This window comes from Aeromicrobium sp. MLTX1 (assembly GCF_046452335.1).
GTDB lineage: Bacteria > Actinomycetota > Actinomycetes > Propionibacteriales > Nocardioidaceae > Aeromicrobium.
Map to the genome: position 1 here is coordinate 1,927,480 of NZ_JBKFDN010000001.1, position 15,586 is coordinate 1,943,065.

Here is a 15,586-nt window from a genome sequence, read left to right on the forward strand (position 1 = left end):
TAGACCTAGTGCGTTGCATGGTGCAACTGACTAGGCTGAGGGCATGCGCCGCAGCAGCTTCTCCGACATGAACTGTTCGATCGCCCAGAGCCTCGAGGTGATCGGCGAGTGGTGGACGCCCCTGATCCTGCGCGACGCGCTCATGGGCGTGACCCGGTTCGAGCAGTTCCAGTCGCGCCTGGGCATCGCACGCAACGTCCTGTCGGCCCGGCTGCAGACCCTCGTCGAGCACGGCGTGCTGGAGGAGGTCGAGTACTCGCAGCGGCCGCCGCGGTCGGAGTACGTGCTGACCCCGAAGGGCCGCGAGCTGTGGACCGCCCTCACGATGCTGCGCCAGTGGGGCGACAAGTGGCTCGCGCCCGACGGCGCGCCGGTGGAGCTGGTGCACACCTCCTGCGAGCACGTCGCGCACGCCGAGCTGACCTGCTCGCACTGCGGCGAGCGCCTGCGCGGCCGTGACCTCGAGCTGCGTCACGGGCCCGGCGCGCCCGACGGCGGGCTGCTCCCCGAGCCTCGAGTCGACAGCGGGGTCGCGCAGGGCTAGACCTGAGGAATGGAACCAGGCACTCGCGCCGGCGCGAAGCTCGCCGGCATGGCGGCCGCGGCGCTCGGTGGCGTCGTCGCCTACGACCTCACGCAGAGGAAGCACGCGATCCTGCGCAACTTCCCGGTCGTCGGCCACTTCCGCTACTGGGTCGAGACGGTCGGTCCCGAGCTGCGCCAGTACATCGTCACGAGCAACGACGAGGAGCGTCCGTTCTCGCGGGACCAGCGGCGCTGGGTCTACGCCAGCGCGAAGGGCGAGAACAACTACTTCGGCTTCGGCACCGACAACGACGTGGAGCGCGTCGTCGGCTACCCGATCATCAAGCACCGCACGTTCACGGGCCCCGGTGCGACCACGGCCCCGCACGGCAGCGAGGGGATGCCGCTGCCGTCGGCGAAGGTGCTCGGCGGGCCACGCGGGCGACGGCACGCGTTCCGTCCGGCGTCGGTCGTGAACATCTCGGGCATGAGCTTCGGGGCGCTGTCCGCGCCCGCCACCACGGCGCTCAACGCGGGCGCGGCCATCGCCGGCTGCATGCAGAACACGGGGGAGGGCTCGATCGCCCCGGCCCACCGCCAGGGTGGCGACCTGGTGTTCCAGATCGGCACCGCGTACTTCGGCTGCCGTGACGAGCAGGGCCGCTTCGACCTCGGCCGCCTCGTCGACCTCGTCCAGTCGGCGCCCGTGCGCGCCATCGAGATCAAGCTGTCACAGGGCGCAAAGCCGGGACTCGGCGGCATGCTGCCGGCCGCGAAGGTCGATCGCACGATCGCCGGCATCCGCGGCATCCCCGAGGGCGTCGACTGCGCCTCGCCCAGCCGGCACACCGCGTTCGACGACGTCGACTCCATGCTGGACTTCGTCGAGACCGTGGCAGACGCCACGGGGCTGCCGGTCGGCATCAAGTCCGCGGTCGGCAACATGACGTTCTGGGACGAGCTCGTCGAGCGGATGGAGCCGCGGAGGCGCGGCGTCGACTTCGTGAACGTCGACGGCGGCGAGGGCGGCACGGGCGCGGCGCCGATGATCTTCGCCGACTCGGTGGCGTACCCGTTCCGCATCGCGTTCACCGAGGTCTACAAGCGCTTCGCCGAGGCCGGGCTGACCGACGACCTCACCTTCATCGGCGCCGGGAAGCTGGGCCTGACCGAGAACGCGCTGGTCGCGTTCGCGCTCGGCGCCGACATGGTCAACGTCGGCCGCGAGGCGATGCTGTCGATCGGGTGCATCCAGGCGCAGAAGTGCCACACCGACCACTGCCCGGTGGGCGTCGCGACGCAGAACCCGCGCTACACCCGTGGCCTCGACCCCACCTTGAAGAAGGAGCGGCTGGCGAACTACGTCCTGTCGCTGCGCCGCGACCTGCTGAAGGTCTCCGAGGCGGTCGGCGTCGTGCACCCCGGCCTCATCAACGCGGACGACATCGACATCCTCGACGGGCAGCGCTCGGCGGAGTCCCTCCGCTCGCTCTACGGCTACGAGCCCGGCTGGGGCGAGCTGGGCAAGGGCCTCCAGGACGAGCTGTTCGACGTCATGGCGTCACTCGGCGAGGGACAGCACGACGACGAGGACGGGAAGCGCTGAGCGCCGCCGTCCGGGCCGTGATCAGAAGGTGCGCGTGTTCGACGAGACGTCGGGATCGACGTTGCCCGCACCGGAGACGGTGACGGTTCCCGACGGTGACACCGCCATCAGCGCCAGCTGGAGCGGCGTCACGTCCTGGCCGGGCTGGTAGGCGTACTGGCAGCGCACCTGCAGGAAGAAGTAGGGGTTGCCGTCCGGGTCGCCGGCCTCGATCGGACCGCAGTCCCAGCCGGCGGAGCGCCGCGCGACGAACCCGGTGACCTGGTTCATCGTCAGGTCGACGATGAGGGTGAACGGGGCGGCCGCGGCTCCCTCCGTCGCGAGGATCGGCACCGTCAGCTCCCAGGTCGAGTCCTCGCCCGTCTCGACGAGCGTGGGCTCGCCCACGCCGAGGTCCACGGGTTCGGGCTGCGGCTCCGGAGTCGGTTCGGGGGTGGGCTCCGGGGTCGGTTCGGGGGTGGGCTCCGGGGTCGGCTCCGGAGTCGGTTCGGGCGTGGGCTCGGGGGTGGGCTCGGGGGTCGGCGTGGGCGTCGGCTCCGGATCGGTCACGGGCTCCGGATCGGGCGTCGGCGTCGGCGTGGGCGGAGGATCGTCGAGGGGCGTCACGTCCTCGCGCGTCGGGTCGGTGGGCGCGTCGGTGACGATCAGGGGAGACGAGAGCAGCGTCGCCGCGTCGTCGGGCGCTGCGGTCTCGGGCGGGAGCGGATCCGCCTCCCCGGCCGGCGTGAGGACGGGAGCGGCGGTGACGGGCGGATCCACGCGGTCGCCCGACAGGTGCACGACCCCGGCCGCGACGGCGGCGACCACGCCCACGGCCACGGCGATCGCGGGCACGGCGGCGAGGACCCCTCCGGAGGCCGCGGCCGACCCGGCCGCACCGGCCGAGCCGGCGCCACCGGACGCGCCACCGCCTGCCGAACCCGAGCCGTTGGGTGTCGCCGCACCGGTCGCCGGGGCCGACCACGGGAACGCCCCGGCGGACACGCCGCCCGCGAGCACGAGCGGCCACACGACGGCGCCCAGCTTCGTGTTGAGGCGGTGCAGGTCGTCGTACAGGGCGGAGCAGTCGGCGCACTCGCTCAGGTGCTGGTGGACCTTGGCGGTGAGACGCGAGGTGAGGCTGCCCCGGGCGAGCCGGCTGAGGCGGGCGCGCGTCCACTCGCAGCGATCGTCGTCGGCCGGCGGCACGTGCTGGTCGAGGTACGCCACGCGCAGCCCCTCGCGGGCCCGGTAGACCGTGCTGGACACGGTGGTGACGGGCACCTCCAGCTCGCGTGCGACCTCGGCCGGCTTGCTGCCCTGGACGTCGAGCCGCCACAGCAGCCGCTGCCAGGTCTCGGGCAGGGAGCGCAGCGCGCGAGCGGCGCGGTCGGCATCGACCTCGGCCTCGAAGGTCTCGGGCTCCGCCTCGTCCACGGAGTCCAGCAGCCACGGCTTGTCGGACGCGGCCTGCTCGCGGCCGGCCCGGCGACGCCGCTCGAGGTTGAGGTTGCGGATGACGGTGTGCAGGTAGGCGCGGAACCCCGTGGTGGGGCCGCCGCCGTCGGCGATCCGGGTGACCACGCGGGCGAACGCCTCGGCGGCGAGGTCGTCGGCGTCGGTGTCACGGCTGACGATGCGGGCGACCCGCAGGGCGTCGGGGTGGTGGCGTGCGTAGAGCTGCGCCATCGACTGATCGTCGCCGGACCGCACCCCTGCCACCAGCTCGGCGTCAGGGATCGCGGCGTGCGTCTCCAGTTCCGTCATCGCCTCGTGAGCGGGTCCTGTCGACCCCGCTCTCCTCCCATTCGCGCGACACGTTACGTCACCATCCGGAACAAAGGTCTCGTTTCGCCCCAATGTGAACAGGCCCACATCCGCGAGGTTTTCGCGCGAGATTTCGCGGCTCGTCACTCCAGTAGGCGTAACCAGCGTTCGCGGACTCGCGGATGCACGCCTCACCACGAAGGACGAGACACCGATGAGACGAACCCTGCCGGCCGTACGGGCCGCGGTCGTGGCGGCACTGGCGCTGCTGCTCACCGTGCTGGCGCTGCCTGCGATCGCCGCGACCTCCGGGATCACCTCCAGCCTGCTGCTCAACGGAGCGACCTACCACGGCACGGACGTGGTGACCGAGGGCGACGTGCTGACGCTGCGGGTGCAGTACAACACCGACGTGACCCCCGGCTCGACGGTCGAGTTCGACCTGGGCACGAGCGTCAGGCTCACCGGAGTCCCGTCGGCGAACACCGCGATCGAGTCCGTGACGCAGGACGGGAACTCCGTCGCGATCACCTTCAAGGACCCGTGGCCGACGGGCGTCAACCAGGGCGTCTTCGACCTGAGGCTGACGGTCGACGAGGTCGATGGCAGCTCCACCGAGAAGATCGTGTGGAAGGTCGACGGCGAGGAGAGCTCGATCGACGTCATCGTCCGCGACCGTGGCGACGAGTTCGCGAACGTCACCGAGGGCTTCTCCAAGGGCGTGGCCCCCGGCAACCTCGACAGCTTCGTGACCGTCGTCGACGGTGTCGTGAGGCTGAAGCCGGAGATCGTCGACCAGGACCTCACCTACACGCTGCGGGTGAGCTCGCCCGAGGCACGCGACGACTTCGAGATCGCCGACCGGCTGCCGGCCGGCCTCGGCTACGTCGCCGGCTCGTTCTCGGGCGAGCTCACCAGCTGGGACGCCGACGGACTCAACAAGCGGACCGCCCCGTTCACGTTCGCGCCCACCGTCTCGGGTCAGTCCTTCAGCGGCACGGTCGACGTGCCGGGACCGTCGATCCTCGCGATCACCTACAAGTCCCGGGTCACCGACGTCGCCGCGATCGAGGCCCTCCTGCAGGCGCAGCTCGACCGCCTCACCGGCGGCTACGGCCAGTTCGAGACCGTGCTGACCAACACGGCCACCTTCGGCTCGGCCTCGGTCGAGCGCCAGGCGGGCGTCCGCCTGCGCCACTCGGTGGCCAACCCGAACCCGGGCCCGAACGTCGGCTCGCTCTTCGGCAAGACCGCCGACTGGAGCACCAAGAACGTCGTGACGGACGAGGACGGGAACCTGGAGCCGCCGGCGGACATCACCTACACGCTGAAGGCCGACCTGCGCGGCTGGGACGGCAGCAACCCGAACAAGGTGCTCGCCCGCAACGTCGTCGTCAGCGACACGCTCCCCGCCCAGGCTTCCTGGCGCACCGACGCCGCCGACTTCATCACGTCGACGGGCATCACCCTGACGAAGGCCGAGACGTGCCCCGCGACTCCCGCGGGCTTCGCGGGCGACGAGTTCGTCGGCCAGTACTGCGTGGACGGCCAGCGCCTGCTGGTCAACGTCGGCAAGGACGCCACGACGAACGCGTCCATCGCGGTCAAGGCGCAGCTGAACTCCGTGGACGGACTGACCGTCGCCGGCAGCACGACGATCAAGGACGCGACCCCCTACCGCTGGCGCAACGTCGCGGACTTCCACTACCGCGACGGCAGCCCGCACACGTCCACCCGCGACGTCACGGTGGTCGTCCTGCCCGACACGACTGGCGGGATCAACGACCCGCGCGTCTTTAGCAAGACCGGCGCGCCGCGCCAGAAGGCCGTCGACCCGGGCGAGTCCGTGACCGTCGACTACACGTTCACCGTCGCCGCCGGCAAGGGCATCGACCTGCGCGACAGCCGGATCGTCGACCACGTGGACGCCGACGTCTACGACCTGGGCGACCTCTCCGGCGTGGGCGTCTCCGGCAGCTACGACGGCGTCGCGCTGAACGCCTCCCACGTCGACCTGCGGCAGAACGCCGACGGCGACCTCGTCATCGAGCTGAACGCCGCGGGCGACGCCATCGTCACCTCGCGCGGCGCCGACAAGCGCCTCCAGCTCACGATCGCGCTCACCACGAAGCCGTTCGAGGGCAAGGAGACGAGGACGATCAAGAACAGGGCCACGCTGCTGGGCCTCGACGACAAGCCGCTGCACTGGTCCGAGACCGTCAGCGAGGCCACGTCGTACGGCGACGAGGCCGAGGTCCGCAAGCGGGTCTGGGACAACGTCAAGCAGGAGTGGGTCGCCTCCCTGTCGGCGCAGATGGACGGCGCGGGCTCGCTCGTGCAGGACGAGTACGTCTACCGCATCGAGTTCATCCCGCACGGCAGCTACGACCAGGTCGCGATCCTGCCGGTCGTCGACGTCCTGCCCGACGCGGTCGAGTTCCTCGGCTTCGTCGACGAGGACGACAAGGCCACCGCAGCCGGCGCGAGCGCCGGACCCGTGGACATCGGCGGCAACCTGGTCGCCTCCCACGACGCGGGCACCGTGACGATCACGCAGAAGGACGGCACGCGTCTCCAGGCGGGCGGCACCCTCGCGGCCTACGTGGCCGTGAAGGTCACCGACGCGTCGGCTCCGATCGTCAACCGGATCGGCGACACGTCCGCCGAGATCGTGCCCGTGCGCTCGGTGTCGGTCGGCGACTTCGTCTGGGTCGACGAGGACCGCGACGGCCGCCAGGGCGAGGGTGAGTCCGGCATCGAGGGCGTCGTGCTCGAGCTGGTCGGTCCCGACGGCGAGCCCGTCGTGGACGTCTTCGGCCAGCCCGTGCGTCCGGTCACGACCGGCGCCGACGGCGCGTACACGTTCGACCACCTCCCGGCGCTGACGGGCGACCAGACGTACACCGTGCGGATCGACCGCGAGGCGTCCGCCGAGGCGCTGCGTCCGTACGTCCCGACGCGCCCCGGCGTGGGCGATCGCGTGCTCGACTCGTCGACGTGGGAGGCCACCACGGTTCCCGGCGAGCTGCACGAGGACGGTGACCGCGACCCGACGCTGGACTTCGGCTTCGTGACGAAGACCTACGCGATCGGCGACCGGGTCTGGATCGACACCGACAAGGACGGCGTCCAGGGCCCCGGCGAGAAGTCGCTGCCCGGCGTCACGGTGGAGCTGCTCGACACGGACGGCACCGTCCTGGCGACGACCACGACCGACCGCGACGGCCGGTACGCGTTCGACGAGCTGCCCGCGGGCACCTACCGCGTGCGGTTCACGCTGACCCCCGAGCAGCAGCGGACGTACGAGTTCACGAAGCGCGACGCCGGTGACGACGACGCGGCGGACTCGGACGCGAACCCGGCTGACGGGCTCACGATCGAGATCGTCCTCGACGACTCGAACACGTCGCTCACGGGCGACTACGAGCACCGCGAGATCGCGGCCACGCAGGGCATCGACCCGACGTGGGACGCCGGTGTCGTGGTGAAGCCGGAGCCGGTCGAGAGCGGCACCGGTGAGGAGCAGGACCCGGAGGGCGAGGACTCTCCGGTCACGGACCAGTCCGGTTCTGGGGGACCGGACGCCAGCGAGCCGAAGGCCGAGGAGTCGGACGGGCAGCTGCCCCGCACCGGCGCCGAACTCGGCCTCGGGCTCGTCGCGCTCCTGCTCGCGCTCTTCGGCGCGGGTGGAGCGCTGGTGTGGCGCGGCCGGCGCGGGACGCTGTGAGGGGCGAGTAGCGCCGGTCGCGTGAGGGGGGAAGTGGGGAAGTGACGGTGCCCCGGCCGAGAGGCCGGGGCACCGTTGCGTTCCGCGCCGCTCAGTCCTCGCCGATGCCGGCGTCGCGCGCCCGGGCGACGGCCTCGGCTCGGGTGCCGGCCTGCAGCTTCGCGAGGATGTCGCTGACGCGGTTGCGCACGGTCTTCTCCGAGAGGAACAGCTGCCGGGCGATGCTGGCGTTGTCGAGCCCGCGCGCCATGAGGTCGAGGACCTCCCGCTCACGGGTGGTCAGGTGGGGGAAGGCCGACGTCGCGGGCGCGCTCGCACCTCCGGCGAAGAACCGCACCACGTGCTCGGCCACCTTCGGGCCGAACACGGCCTCGCCGCGCATCACGGCCTCGACGACCCGGTGCACGTCGTCGGCGCCCGACTCCTTCAGCAGGTAGCCGCGGGCCCCGGCGCGCAGGGCGGCGAAGACCGAGTCGGGGTCCTCGTTCATCGTCAGCACCACGACCCTCGTGTCGGGGTGCCGCTCGGTGATCCGACCGGTCGCCGCGAGTCCGCCGATGCCGGGCATCCGCAGATCCATCAGCACGACGTCGGGCCGCAGCCGCGCCACGGCCTCGAGCGCCTCCTCGCCGGTGGCGGCCTCGCCTGCGACCTCGATCCCTGGCAGGCTGCCGAGGACGGCCAGCATCCCGGCGCGGAAGAGCTCGTGGTCGTCGACGACGAGGACGGTGGTCATGGGCGCTCCTCGGGCAGCGGGATCGAGAGGTGCACGGTGGTGCCGCCGCCGGGCGACTCGCGGTGCTCGAGCGTGCCCTCGAGCTCGGCGGCGCGCTGGCGCATGCTGGTGAGGCCCACTCCGGCGCGCGGGTGGGCGGGCAGGCCGCGGCCATTGTCGGCGACCGTCACGATGACGCCATCGCTGCGGCGGGCCGCGAGGCGGACGCGCGAGGCGGCGCTGTGCTTCACCGCGTTGGTCACGGCCTCGGCCGCGATGGCGTAGGCCGCCACCTCGACCGCGGCAGGCAGGTCGCCCAGGTCGTCGACGTCGGCCTCGCCCACGATCGGCTCGATGCCGGCGACGAGCTGGCGCAGCGCCTCCTCGAGCCCGACCTGGTCGAGGATCGGCGGCCGCAGTCCGTGCGAGACCGAGCGGACGTCGGCCACGGTCTCGCGCAGGCGGTCGCGGATCAGCACCGCGTGCTCGCCGTGGTCGCTGTCGGAGAGCTGGTGGGCCAGCACGTCGGCCTGCAGGGCGATGGCGGCGAGGGAGGGACCGACGCCGTCGTGCAGGTCGTTGCGGAGGCGGCGGCGCTCCTCCTCGCGCGCGCCGACGATCGAGGCGCGACTGCGCTGCACGTCGGCCACGAGGCCCGCCGCGTAGGCCAGCATCGCCGCCTGGGCGGCGGACTCGTCGAGCACCTGGCGCTCCTGGCGGGTGAAGCCCTCGCCCTCGCGGCGCGGGCCGATCTCGAGCAGGCCGACCTCGCGGCCCATCGCGACGGCGTCGAGCGCCACGACGTGCTCGGGACGGTGTCCGCTCTCGACCGAGGCGAAGCCGGGCCCGCTGAAGGCGACGTACGGCAGGCGCATCGTCGTGCGCACGGCCGCGACGAGCTCGCGCAGGGCCTCGCGCGGCTCGGTCGAGCCCGACATGGCCGCGGCGATGCGGCGGCCGAGCAGGCGCGAGCTCTCGCGCTCGGGGAACAGCCAGCGATCGACGCCGTGCTGGACGGCCGCCCGCAGCAGGACCGCCGCCACCGCGAGGGCCGCGATGAGGAAGATGCCGCGGCGCGTCCCGGCGACCTCGGGGTCGAGCCGCAGCAGCAGCCACGCGCCGCACGCCATCACGACCCCGAGCACGACGACGAAGACCAATGAGCGGCCGAGGACGACGTCGATGTCGAACAGCCGGTGCCGCACGACCGCGACGGCGATCGCGAACGGCACGCCCAGCAGCCCGATCGCGAAGACGGCGGGGTGGGTGTCGGGGACGGCCGAGAGCAGCAGCGACACCAGGACGAAGACGCCGCCGAGCGCCAGCCACTGCAGCTGGGCCCGCTCGACGCCGACCGATCGGCGGATGCGGCGCAGCACCGCCACGATCGCCACCGGGATGCCCACGAGGTTGCAGTAGATCGCGGAGATCAGGACGACGTAGTTGAGCGCGTCGGGGACGGGCAGGTCGAGCGGGCTGTAGACGTTCGGGTCGATGTCGCTGCGTCCGGGGACGAGCATGCGGCACACCGCGACGGCCGCGGCGGCGACGACGATCGAGCACGCGAAGGGACGCCAGCGCGGCGACGGGAGTCGACCGTCGGGGAACAGCAGCGGCACGAGGGGCAGCACGAGGACGTAGGCCGCGAAGCCCCACATCGACGTCCAGTCCGTGAACGCGGCGAACGGCAGGTCGGAGACGTAGGCGTTCCAGATGCTGTACTCGCCGAGCAGCTGGTAGACCGAGATCCACGCCGTGCCGACGAGCAGCCAGCCGCAGCGGTTGCGCGGCTGCGCGCGCACGACGACCAGTCCGGCGAGCGGCCACGTGGCGCCGAACGCGAGGTTCGACCACGCGAAGACCGGGACCTCGGGGGAGCGGGCCTGCGCCGCGACGTGCAGTGCCACGGCGCCCGCGGAGCACAGGAGCGACACGACCACGCACGCGGCGGCCAGGCGGCGCAGCTGCGGATCGGTGAGGCGGGGCACGAGCACATCGTGGCACGCAGCGGCCGCGGCCCGGGTCCGATCCGGGCAGGAATCCCGGGCGATCGGGGGTCCTCGTCCCTGCCGCCCGGGACGCGTCCCGACCTAGCTTCGGGTCACCGAGAACAGATCCGTGATCCTCCAGAAAGGGACCCACCATGACCGCCACCACCGCGCCCCACCCGCAGGCCGAGCCCGCCACCGTCGGACGAGGCCGCTGGCCGCTGCTCGGCGTCGCCGCCGGCATCGGCAGCATCGTCGCCACGCTCGCGCTGGACATCCACCCGTCGAGCTGGGACATCGACACCCCGTACAGCCAGGCCGTCGTCGAGGAGGTCAGCACGGGCAAGGCACACGCCAGCGTCATCGTCGGCTACCTGACCGTGGGCCTGCTGCTGTTCCTGGCCGCCGCCTGGCGTCGCCACGTCGAGCCGCGGGCGCTGGCCAGCACCGCCGCCCGGGTCGTCCCGCTCGCGCTGACGGCCGCGGCGGGCGCCCTGTCGCTCGGCTACGGCTGGCGCGGCGCGTTCGGCCTCTACACCGGCAACGAGGCGGGCGCCTTCGACACCGAGGGCCTCTACGTCCTGTTCGTGCTGAACGACTTCGGCGCCTACATCGGCTACCTCGGCGTCACCGTCGCCGCGGCCGCCGTGATCTGGATGTCCCTCAAGGAGCGCCTCGTCTCCCGCTGGATCGGCGTCTTCAGCATCCTGCCGATCCTGCCGGTCGTCATCACCGTCGCCGCCTTCGGCCTCCCGGGCTTCCCCGGCGTCGTGAGCGGCCTGTGGCTGATCGTCGTCTTCGCCGGCCTCGCCTTCGGCCGCAGCCCGATCAACCGCTGACGCACCACCCACCGGACCGGCGCCCCTTTGGGCGCCGGTTTCGTGGGTCTGGGGGCAAATGCACCAAACGCCCACGACGAACGACGACGAGACCTCAAGGTTGGGCCCATGGGAATCCGGACCTACTCGCGGCGACAGCTGTACAACCAGTTCTACCGCTGGCTGTGGACGAACCGAGCGCCTGTCGCGCTTCTGGCGGTGGGGTCGATCGTGGTGGTGGTAGTGAGTGGCCTCCTGATCGTCGGCGTTGGCACGCCAACGGCTGTGAGCTGGTACATGCTCGGGGCGTCGCACGCGATCGTCGCGTGCGGCCTCTCGTGGGCGTGCGTGGCAGCCTTCATCGGACATGACGGTGAAGCGATCAAGCACGTGAGAGGCGCGTGGGGTGAGGAGAACACGCGGAGCGAGCTCAGGCGCGCCAAGCGCAAGGGCTTGATCTGGGGTTGGGTCGACAGCATCGAACTGGAGCACGGCGACATCGACCACTTGGTGGTCACGCGCAATGGCGGGATTCTCGCCGTCGACTCGAAGTGGCGCAGTGGCTACACAGATCACGACCGTGACGCGATGGCGAGCTCGGCTAACCGCGTCAATCTGCGCTCACGTGGCGTCATCCAGAGTGTTCTTTCGCGCCAGCGCGCTGGTCGGCGTTCTGCAGGCCCTGCGATCCGCGTTCGGCCCGTCGTCGTGGTGTGGGGCGCTCTCCAGAGCGAGCTGCCCGACACCGCCCAGGCGGGCGGTGTGCCGTTCGTGGCGGGGAGGCGATTGGTCACTTGGCTGAAGCAACTCGACGGGGATGCCATCGACTCGGTGTCGGCTGCAGACCTGCTCAGCCGCATCGAGAAGTTCCGCGACGGTGCGGCAGAAGCGCGCACCCTCGTCTGACGAATCGACACACGAGACCCTTCGGACTGACTAGGGTCTGGGGCGGAAGAGTGACCAAAGTGGGAGAAGTGTTCGGTGAGCGAAGAAGCGTGGCATGAGGCTCGACTCATCCCCACGAGCGGGATCAACGGAGCCCAGGAGCAGGAGAAGCGGGCCACCTCCGCACTCTTGGCGGTGATGGGGGCCGTTCCGGAATTCTCGAAGGCCCTGCTCAGTCCGCTGGGTGCCCCCGGCCGGGTTCCCGAGACCTACATCGAGGTCCCGTTCGACCTGTCGGGAAAGAAGGTCATCCCTGACGGCCTGATTCGCGTGAGCCGCGGCAGCAAGACGTGGACGGCTCTCGTGGAGGTGAAGACGGGCAAGAACGAACTCCAGCCGGAGCAGCTCGACAGCTACCTCGACGTCGCCCGAACCGAAGGCTTCGATGCACTGATCACCATCAGCAACGAAGTGCCGTCCCTCCCCGGCGTGCACCCGACGGCCGTGGACAAGCGCAAGCTCCGGAAGGTGCAGATCCACCACTGGTCCTGGTCGTACGTGCTGTCGACGGCAATCGTCCAGAAGGAGCACCGGGGAATCGCGGACCCGGATCAGGCATGGATCCTTGGCGAGCTGATCCGATACCTGGAGCACGACCGGTCCGGAGCCCTGGAGTTCGACGACATGGGACCGAACTGGGTCTCAATTCGGGACGCCGTGTCGAGTGGCACGCTCCGGTCGAACGACAAGGTCGCGCCTGAGGTCATCGCGCGATTCGACGCTCTCCTGCAGTACCTCGCTCTCCGCCTGGGACGGCGCCTCGGCATCGACGTGTCTCAGGTCATCGATCGGAAGAGCGCGACGAATCCCGCCGGACACCTTGCCGACCGCATGGCCGATCTCGCCTCGGCCGGCACGATCCGGGGCGCTCTCCGCATTCCGAACGCGGTCGGCCATCTCGTCGTCACCGCCGACCTGCGCGCCAACATCGTCACCAGCCACGTGGAGATCGATGCTCCGAAGGAAGGCAGGCAGACGACCCGTGTGAACTGGCTGCTGCGCCAGCTGCGCGACGCCCCGGATCAGGTCCGCGTCGAATCGTTCGCAGTCCGGTCTCGAACGGGTCATGCCGAACTGCTCTCCGCTGTGCGCGAGGATCCGAGGCTCCTCGCCCCTGACTCGACGAAGGACCTGCGTTCATTCCGTGTCGCAATGGACTCGAAGGCAGGGGCGAAGCGGGGAAGCGGGCAGGGGAGCTTCATCGACTCGGTGGTCAAGTCGGTCGATCTCTTCTACGGAGAGGTCATGCAGAACCTGAAGGCATGGACTCCGACCGCGCCGAAGATGCGCCCGGAGGTCCGCACCGAGGACGATGGACTTCGCTCGGTCTCGCTCTCGTCTCAGGATGGTCCGGCGGCCGGAGCCTGATCTCCGAGAGGCCTGTCCGCTAGCCTCCGGGCCATGCCCAACATCGGTGCCGCCGAGCTCCTGATCGTCTTCGCCGTGCTGACGGTCCCGTGGATCGCCGCGCTGATCGACGTCGCGCGCCGGCCCGAGTCGGAGTGGGAGGCGTCGGGGCACCGACGGATGACGTGGGTTCTCGTGCTCGTGCTGCTGCCGTTCGTGTGTCTGGGTGCGCTCGGTGCGCTGCTGTACGCGTTGATCCCGCTCAAGGACCTCAGGCGCGCGCACCGCGAGGCTGGCGGCTGAGTCGGACCAGCGTGACCCTGATCGGGCGACATCTTGGTACCAAGATGTCGCCCCAGCGACCCGAAGGTCGAAAGATCAGTCGCCGGGCGAGCCCGCGTCGACCAGGGTGAACCGGATGCACGCGACCGGGGTGTCGTCCTCGACGGGTGTGCCGTCGTTCGCCCAGAAGCGACGGTGACCCGTGCGCCACTCGTCGAGGTCGGCGTCGCCCTCGCCCTCGGCAGCGGCGAACTCCCACGGGATCTCGATGAACGGGTGGATCGTCAGGCCGGTGACCTCGACCGTGCCGATGCGGTTCCCGTCGTCGTCGAGCAGCGCCAGCCGCTCGCCGACGTGCTCCAGCTCCTCGCTCTCCTCCTCGTACTCGCTCAGCAGGCCCGCGGTGGCGCGCTTCTGACCCGCCAGGACGAGTCCGTTGAGGCGGGCGCGCATCTCGCCGGGGAAGCCGAGCTCGAGCCCGCGCAGGCCGTCGACCCTGGGCCACGTCATCGCGGGTCCTCCGTCCGGCTCAGCGCCGCGCCGACGCGCACGCGATGCACTGCCGCGCCGTGGGTCGTGCCTCGAGTCGCGCCGGGGCGATGGGTCGTCCGCATGTCTCGCATGTCCCATAGGCTCCCGCATCGAGGCGCTCGATCGCAGCATCGACCTCGGCGAGGTTCCGGTGGGACTGCTGGATGAGGGAGTCCACCTGCGACCGCTCGAAGGCGATCGTCGAGCCGTCGGGATCGTGCTCGTCGTCGGCGTTGGAGTCGAGTGAGGCCTCGACCACGGCGTCGAAGTCGCGCGTCAGGCTGGCGAGCTGGCGCAGCGTCCGCTGCCGCTCGCCCTCGAGCCGCTCCCGGGTGTCCATCCCTCCATGATCCACGCCGGGGCCCAGCGCCGTGGGTTCCGCGCAGCGCCGCGCCCCGCGAGACTGCGGAGATGAGCAGAGTCGATCTGGAGCCGGCGGGCCACGCGCTCCTGCGCACCGCGTCCCGCATCACCGACCAGGACTTCCCTCGCGCCACGCCCTGCGAGGGCGTGACCGTCGGCCAGCTCCTGCACCACGTCGTCGGGCTCACCCAGGCCTTCCGGGCAGCCGCCGACAAGGAGTTCGGACCGCTGACCGACACGGCGCCGGACCCCGACGCCGCGCCGAGCGCGGACGACGGCTGGCAGGCCGACCTGGAGCAGCACGTGCCGCGCCTGGTCGACGCGTGGCGGGAGGCGGCGGCCTGGGAGGGCATGACCCGCGCCGGCGGCGTGGACCTGCCGGGCGCCGCCGCGGGGCTGGTGGCGCTCGACGAGGTCGTCCTGCACGGCTGGGACCTCGCTCGCGCGACGGGTCAGGAGTACGTCCTCGACGACGCCACCGCGGCCGCATGCCTGGGCTTCGTCGAGTCCTTCGACCCGGGCGGGACGCCGGGACTGTTCGGGCCGGCAGTGCCGATCGCGGACGACGCCCCCGTGCTGGACCGGCTCGTGGCGCGCGCCGGGCGGGATCCGGGCTGGTCGCCGCGCTGACGGCTCAGGCGCGCAGGACCTTCTCCATCGCCTTGCCCTTGGCGAGCTCGTCGACGAGCTTGTCGAGGTAGCGGATCTGCCGCATGAGCGGGTCCTCGACCTCCTCGACGCGCACGTGGCAGACGACGCCGGTGATGAGGGTGGCGTTCGGGTTGAGGTCCGCCTCGGCGAAGAAGTCCTGGAACGTGGTCTCGGCGTCGAGGTGCTTCCGCAGAGCGGCCTCGTCGAACCCGGTGAGCCACTCGATGACCTGGTCGAGCTCGGCCTTCGTGCGCCCCTTCTTCTCCACCTTGGTGACGTAGTGGGGGTAGACCGAGGCGACGCTCGTGGTGAAGATCCGGTGCATGCCGTGATTCTAGGCTC

14 protein-coding genes are annotated in these 15,586 nt (G+C 71.2%); 8 read left to right on the forward strand and 6 right to left on the reverse strand.

Features of this window, described 5'->3' with window-relative positions:
- Positions 1–43: 43 nt before the first annotated feature.
- Both ACK99Q_RS09400 and ACK99Q_RS09405 read left to right on the forward strand, forming a co-directional pair.
- Positions 44–544 (forward strand): winged helix-turn-helix transcriptional regulator, encoded by a 501-nt coding sequence (locus ACK99Q_RS09400; protein ID WP_410185855.1) that lies wholly within the window; start codon positions 44–46, stop codon positions 542–544.
- A 9-nt stretch (positions 545–553) separates the two neighbouring features.
- Positions 554–2,131 (forward strand): glutamate synthase-related protein, encoded by a 1,578-nt coding sequence (locus ACK99Q_RS09405; RefSeq protein WP_410185856.1) that lies wholly within the window; start codon positions 554–556, stop codon positions 2,129–2,131.
- Between the two features lie 21 nt (positions 2,132–2,152).
- Here ACK99Q_RS09405 and ACK99Q_RS09410 read toward each other — a convergent pair whose 3' ends face one another.
- A complete protein-coding gene (locus ACK99Q_RS09410) occupies positions 2,153–3,877 on the reverse strand; it encodes a sigma-70 family RNA polymerase sigma factor (RefSeq protein WP_410185857.1) in 1,725 nt (574 codons plus the stop codon).
- 214 nt (positions 3,878–4,091) lie between these two features.
- Between ACK99Q_RS09410 and ACK99Q_RS09415 the strand changes: the two genes are divergently transcribed.
- Positions 4,092–7,604 carry an SdrD B-like domain-containing protein gene (locus tag ACK99Q_RS09415; RefSeq protein ID WP_410185858.1) on the forward strand — a complete coding sequence of 1,171 codons (3,513 nt, stop codon included), beginning with the start codon at positions 4,092–4,094 and terminating at the stop codon, positions 7,602–7,604.
- A 91-nt stretch (positions 7,605–7,695) separates the two neighbouring features.
- Here ACK99Q_RS09415 and ACK99Q_RS09420 read toward each other — a convergent pair whose 3' ends face one another.
- Positions 7,696–8,340, reverse strand: a complete 645-nt coding sequence (locus ACK99Q_RS09420) for a response regulator (protein ID WP_410185859.1) — start codon at positions 8,338–8,340, stop codon at positions 7,696–7,698.
- Positions 8,337–10,307 (reverse strand): ATP-binding protein, encoded by a 1,971-nt coding sequence (locus ACK99Q_RS09425; protein WP_410185860.1) that lies wholly within the window; start codon positions 10,305–10,307, stop codon positions 8,337–8,339. The genes ACK99Q_RS09420 and ACK99Q_RS09425 overlap by 4 nt, the downstream gene beginning before the upstream one ends.
- A gap of 155 nt (positions 10,308–10,462) precedes the next feature.
- Here ACK99Q_RS09425 and ACK99Q_RS09430 point away from each other — a divergent pair, with 155 nt between their 5' ends.
- The 4 genes from ACK99Q_RS09430 (at position 10,463) to ACK99Q_RS09445 (ending at position 13,720) form a co-directional block, all read left to right on the forward strand.
- Entirely contained in the window at positions 10,463–11,146 is a 684-nt protein-coding gene (locus tag ACK99Q_RS09430) for a hypothetical protein (RefSeq protein WP_410185861.1), read from the forward strand.
- A gap of 108 nt (positions 11,147–11,254) precedes the next feature.
- Positions 11,255–12,031, forward strand: coding sequence for a nuclease-related domain-containing protein (locus tag ACK99Q_RS09435; protein WP_410185862.1), 777 nt, complete (start codon positions 11,255–11,257; stop codon positions 12,029–12,031).
- A 75-nt stretch (positions 12,032–12,106) separates the two neighbouring features.
- Positions 12,107–13,438: a hypothetical protein gene (locus tag ACK99Q_RS09440; RefSeq protein WP_410185863.1), complete on the forward strand. Its 1,332-nt coding sequence runs from the start codon at positions 12,107–12,109 to the stop codon at positions 13,436–13,438.
- A 33-nt stretch (positions 13,439–13,471) separates the two neighbouring features.
- Positions 13,472–13,720, forward strand: a complete 249-nt coding sequence (locus ACK99Q_RS09445) for a PLDc N-terminal domain-containing protein (protein WP_410185864.1) — start codon at positions 13,472–13,474, stop codon at positions 13,718–13,720.
- Positions 13,721–13,795: 75 nt separating this feature from the next.
- Here ACK99Q_RS09445 and ACK99Q_RS09450 read toward each other — a convergent pair whose 3' ends face one another.
- Together ACK99Q_RS09450 and ACK99Q_RS09455 are read right to left on the reverse strand one after the other, a co-directional pair.
- Entirely contained in the window at positions 13,796–14,209 is a 414-nt protein-coding gene (locus ACK99Q_RS09450; RefSeq protein ID WP_410185865.1) for an ASCH domain-containing protein, read from the reverse strand.
- Positions 14,210–14,228: 19 nt separating this feature from the next.
- A complete protein-coding gene (locus tag ACK99Q_RS09455; protein WP_410185866.1) occupies positions 14,229–14,570 on the reverse strand; it encodes a TraR/DksA family transcriptional regulator in 342 nt (113 codons plus the stop codon).
- Between the two features lie 71 nt (positions 14,571–14,641).
- Here ACK99Q_RS09455 and ACK99Q_RS09460 point away from each other — a divergent pair, with 71 nt between their 5' ends.
- Complete coding sequence (locus ACK99Q_RS09460) at positions 14,642–15,223, forward strand: TIGR03086 family metal-binding protein (RefSeq protein WP_410185867.1); 582 nt, start codon at positions 14,642–14,644, stop codon at positions 15,221–15,223.
- A 4-nt stretch (positions 15,224–15,227) separates the two neighbouring features.
- Here ACK99Q_RS09460 and ACK99Q_RS09465 read toward each other — a convergent pair whose 3' ends face one another.
- A complete protein-coding gene (locus ACK99Q_RS09465) occupies positions 15,228–15,569 on the reverse strand; it encodes a DUF2200 domain-containing protein (RefSeq protein WP_410185868.1) in 342 nt (113 codons plus the stop codon).
- Between the last annotated feature and the right edge of the window lie 17 nt (positions 15,570–15,586).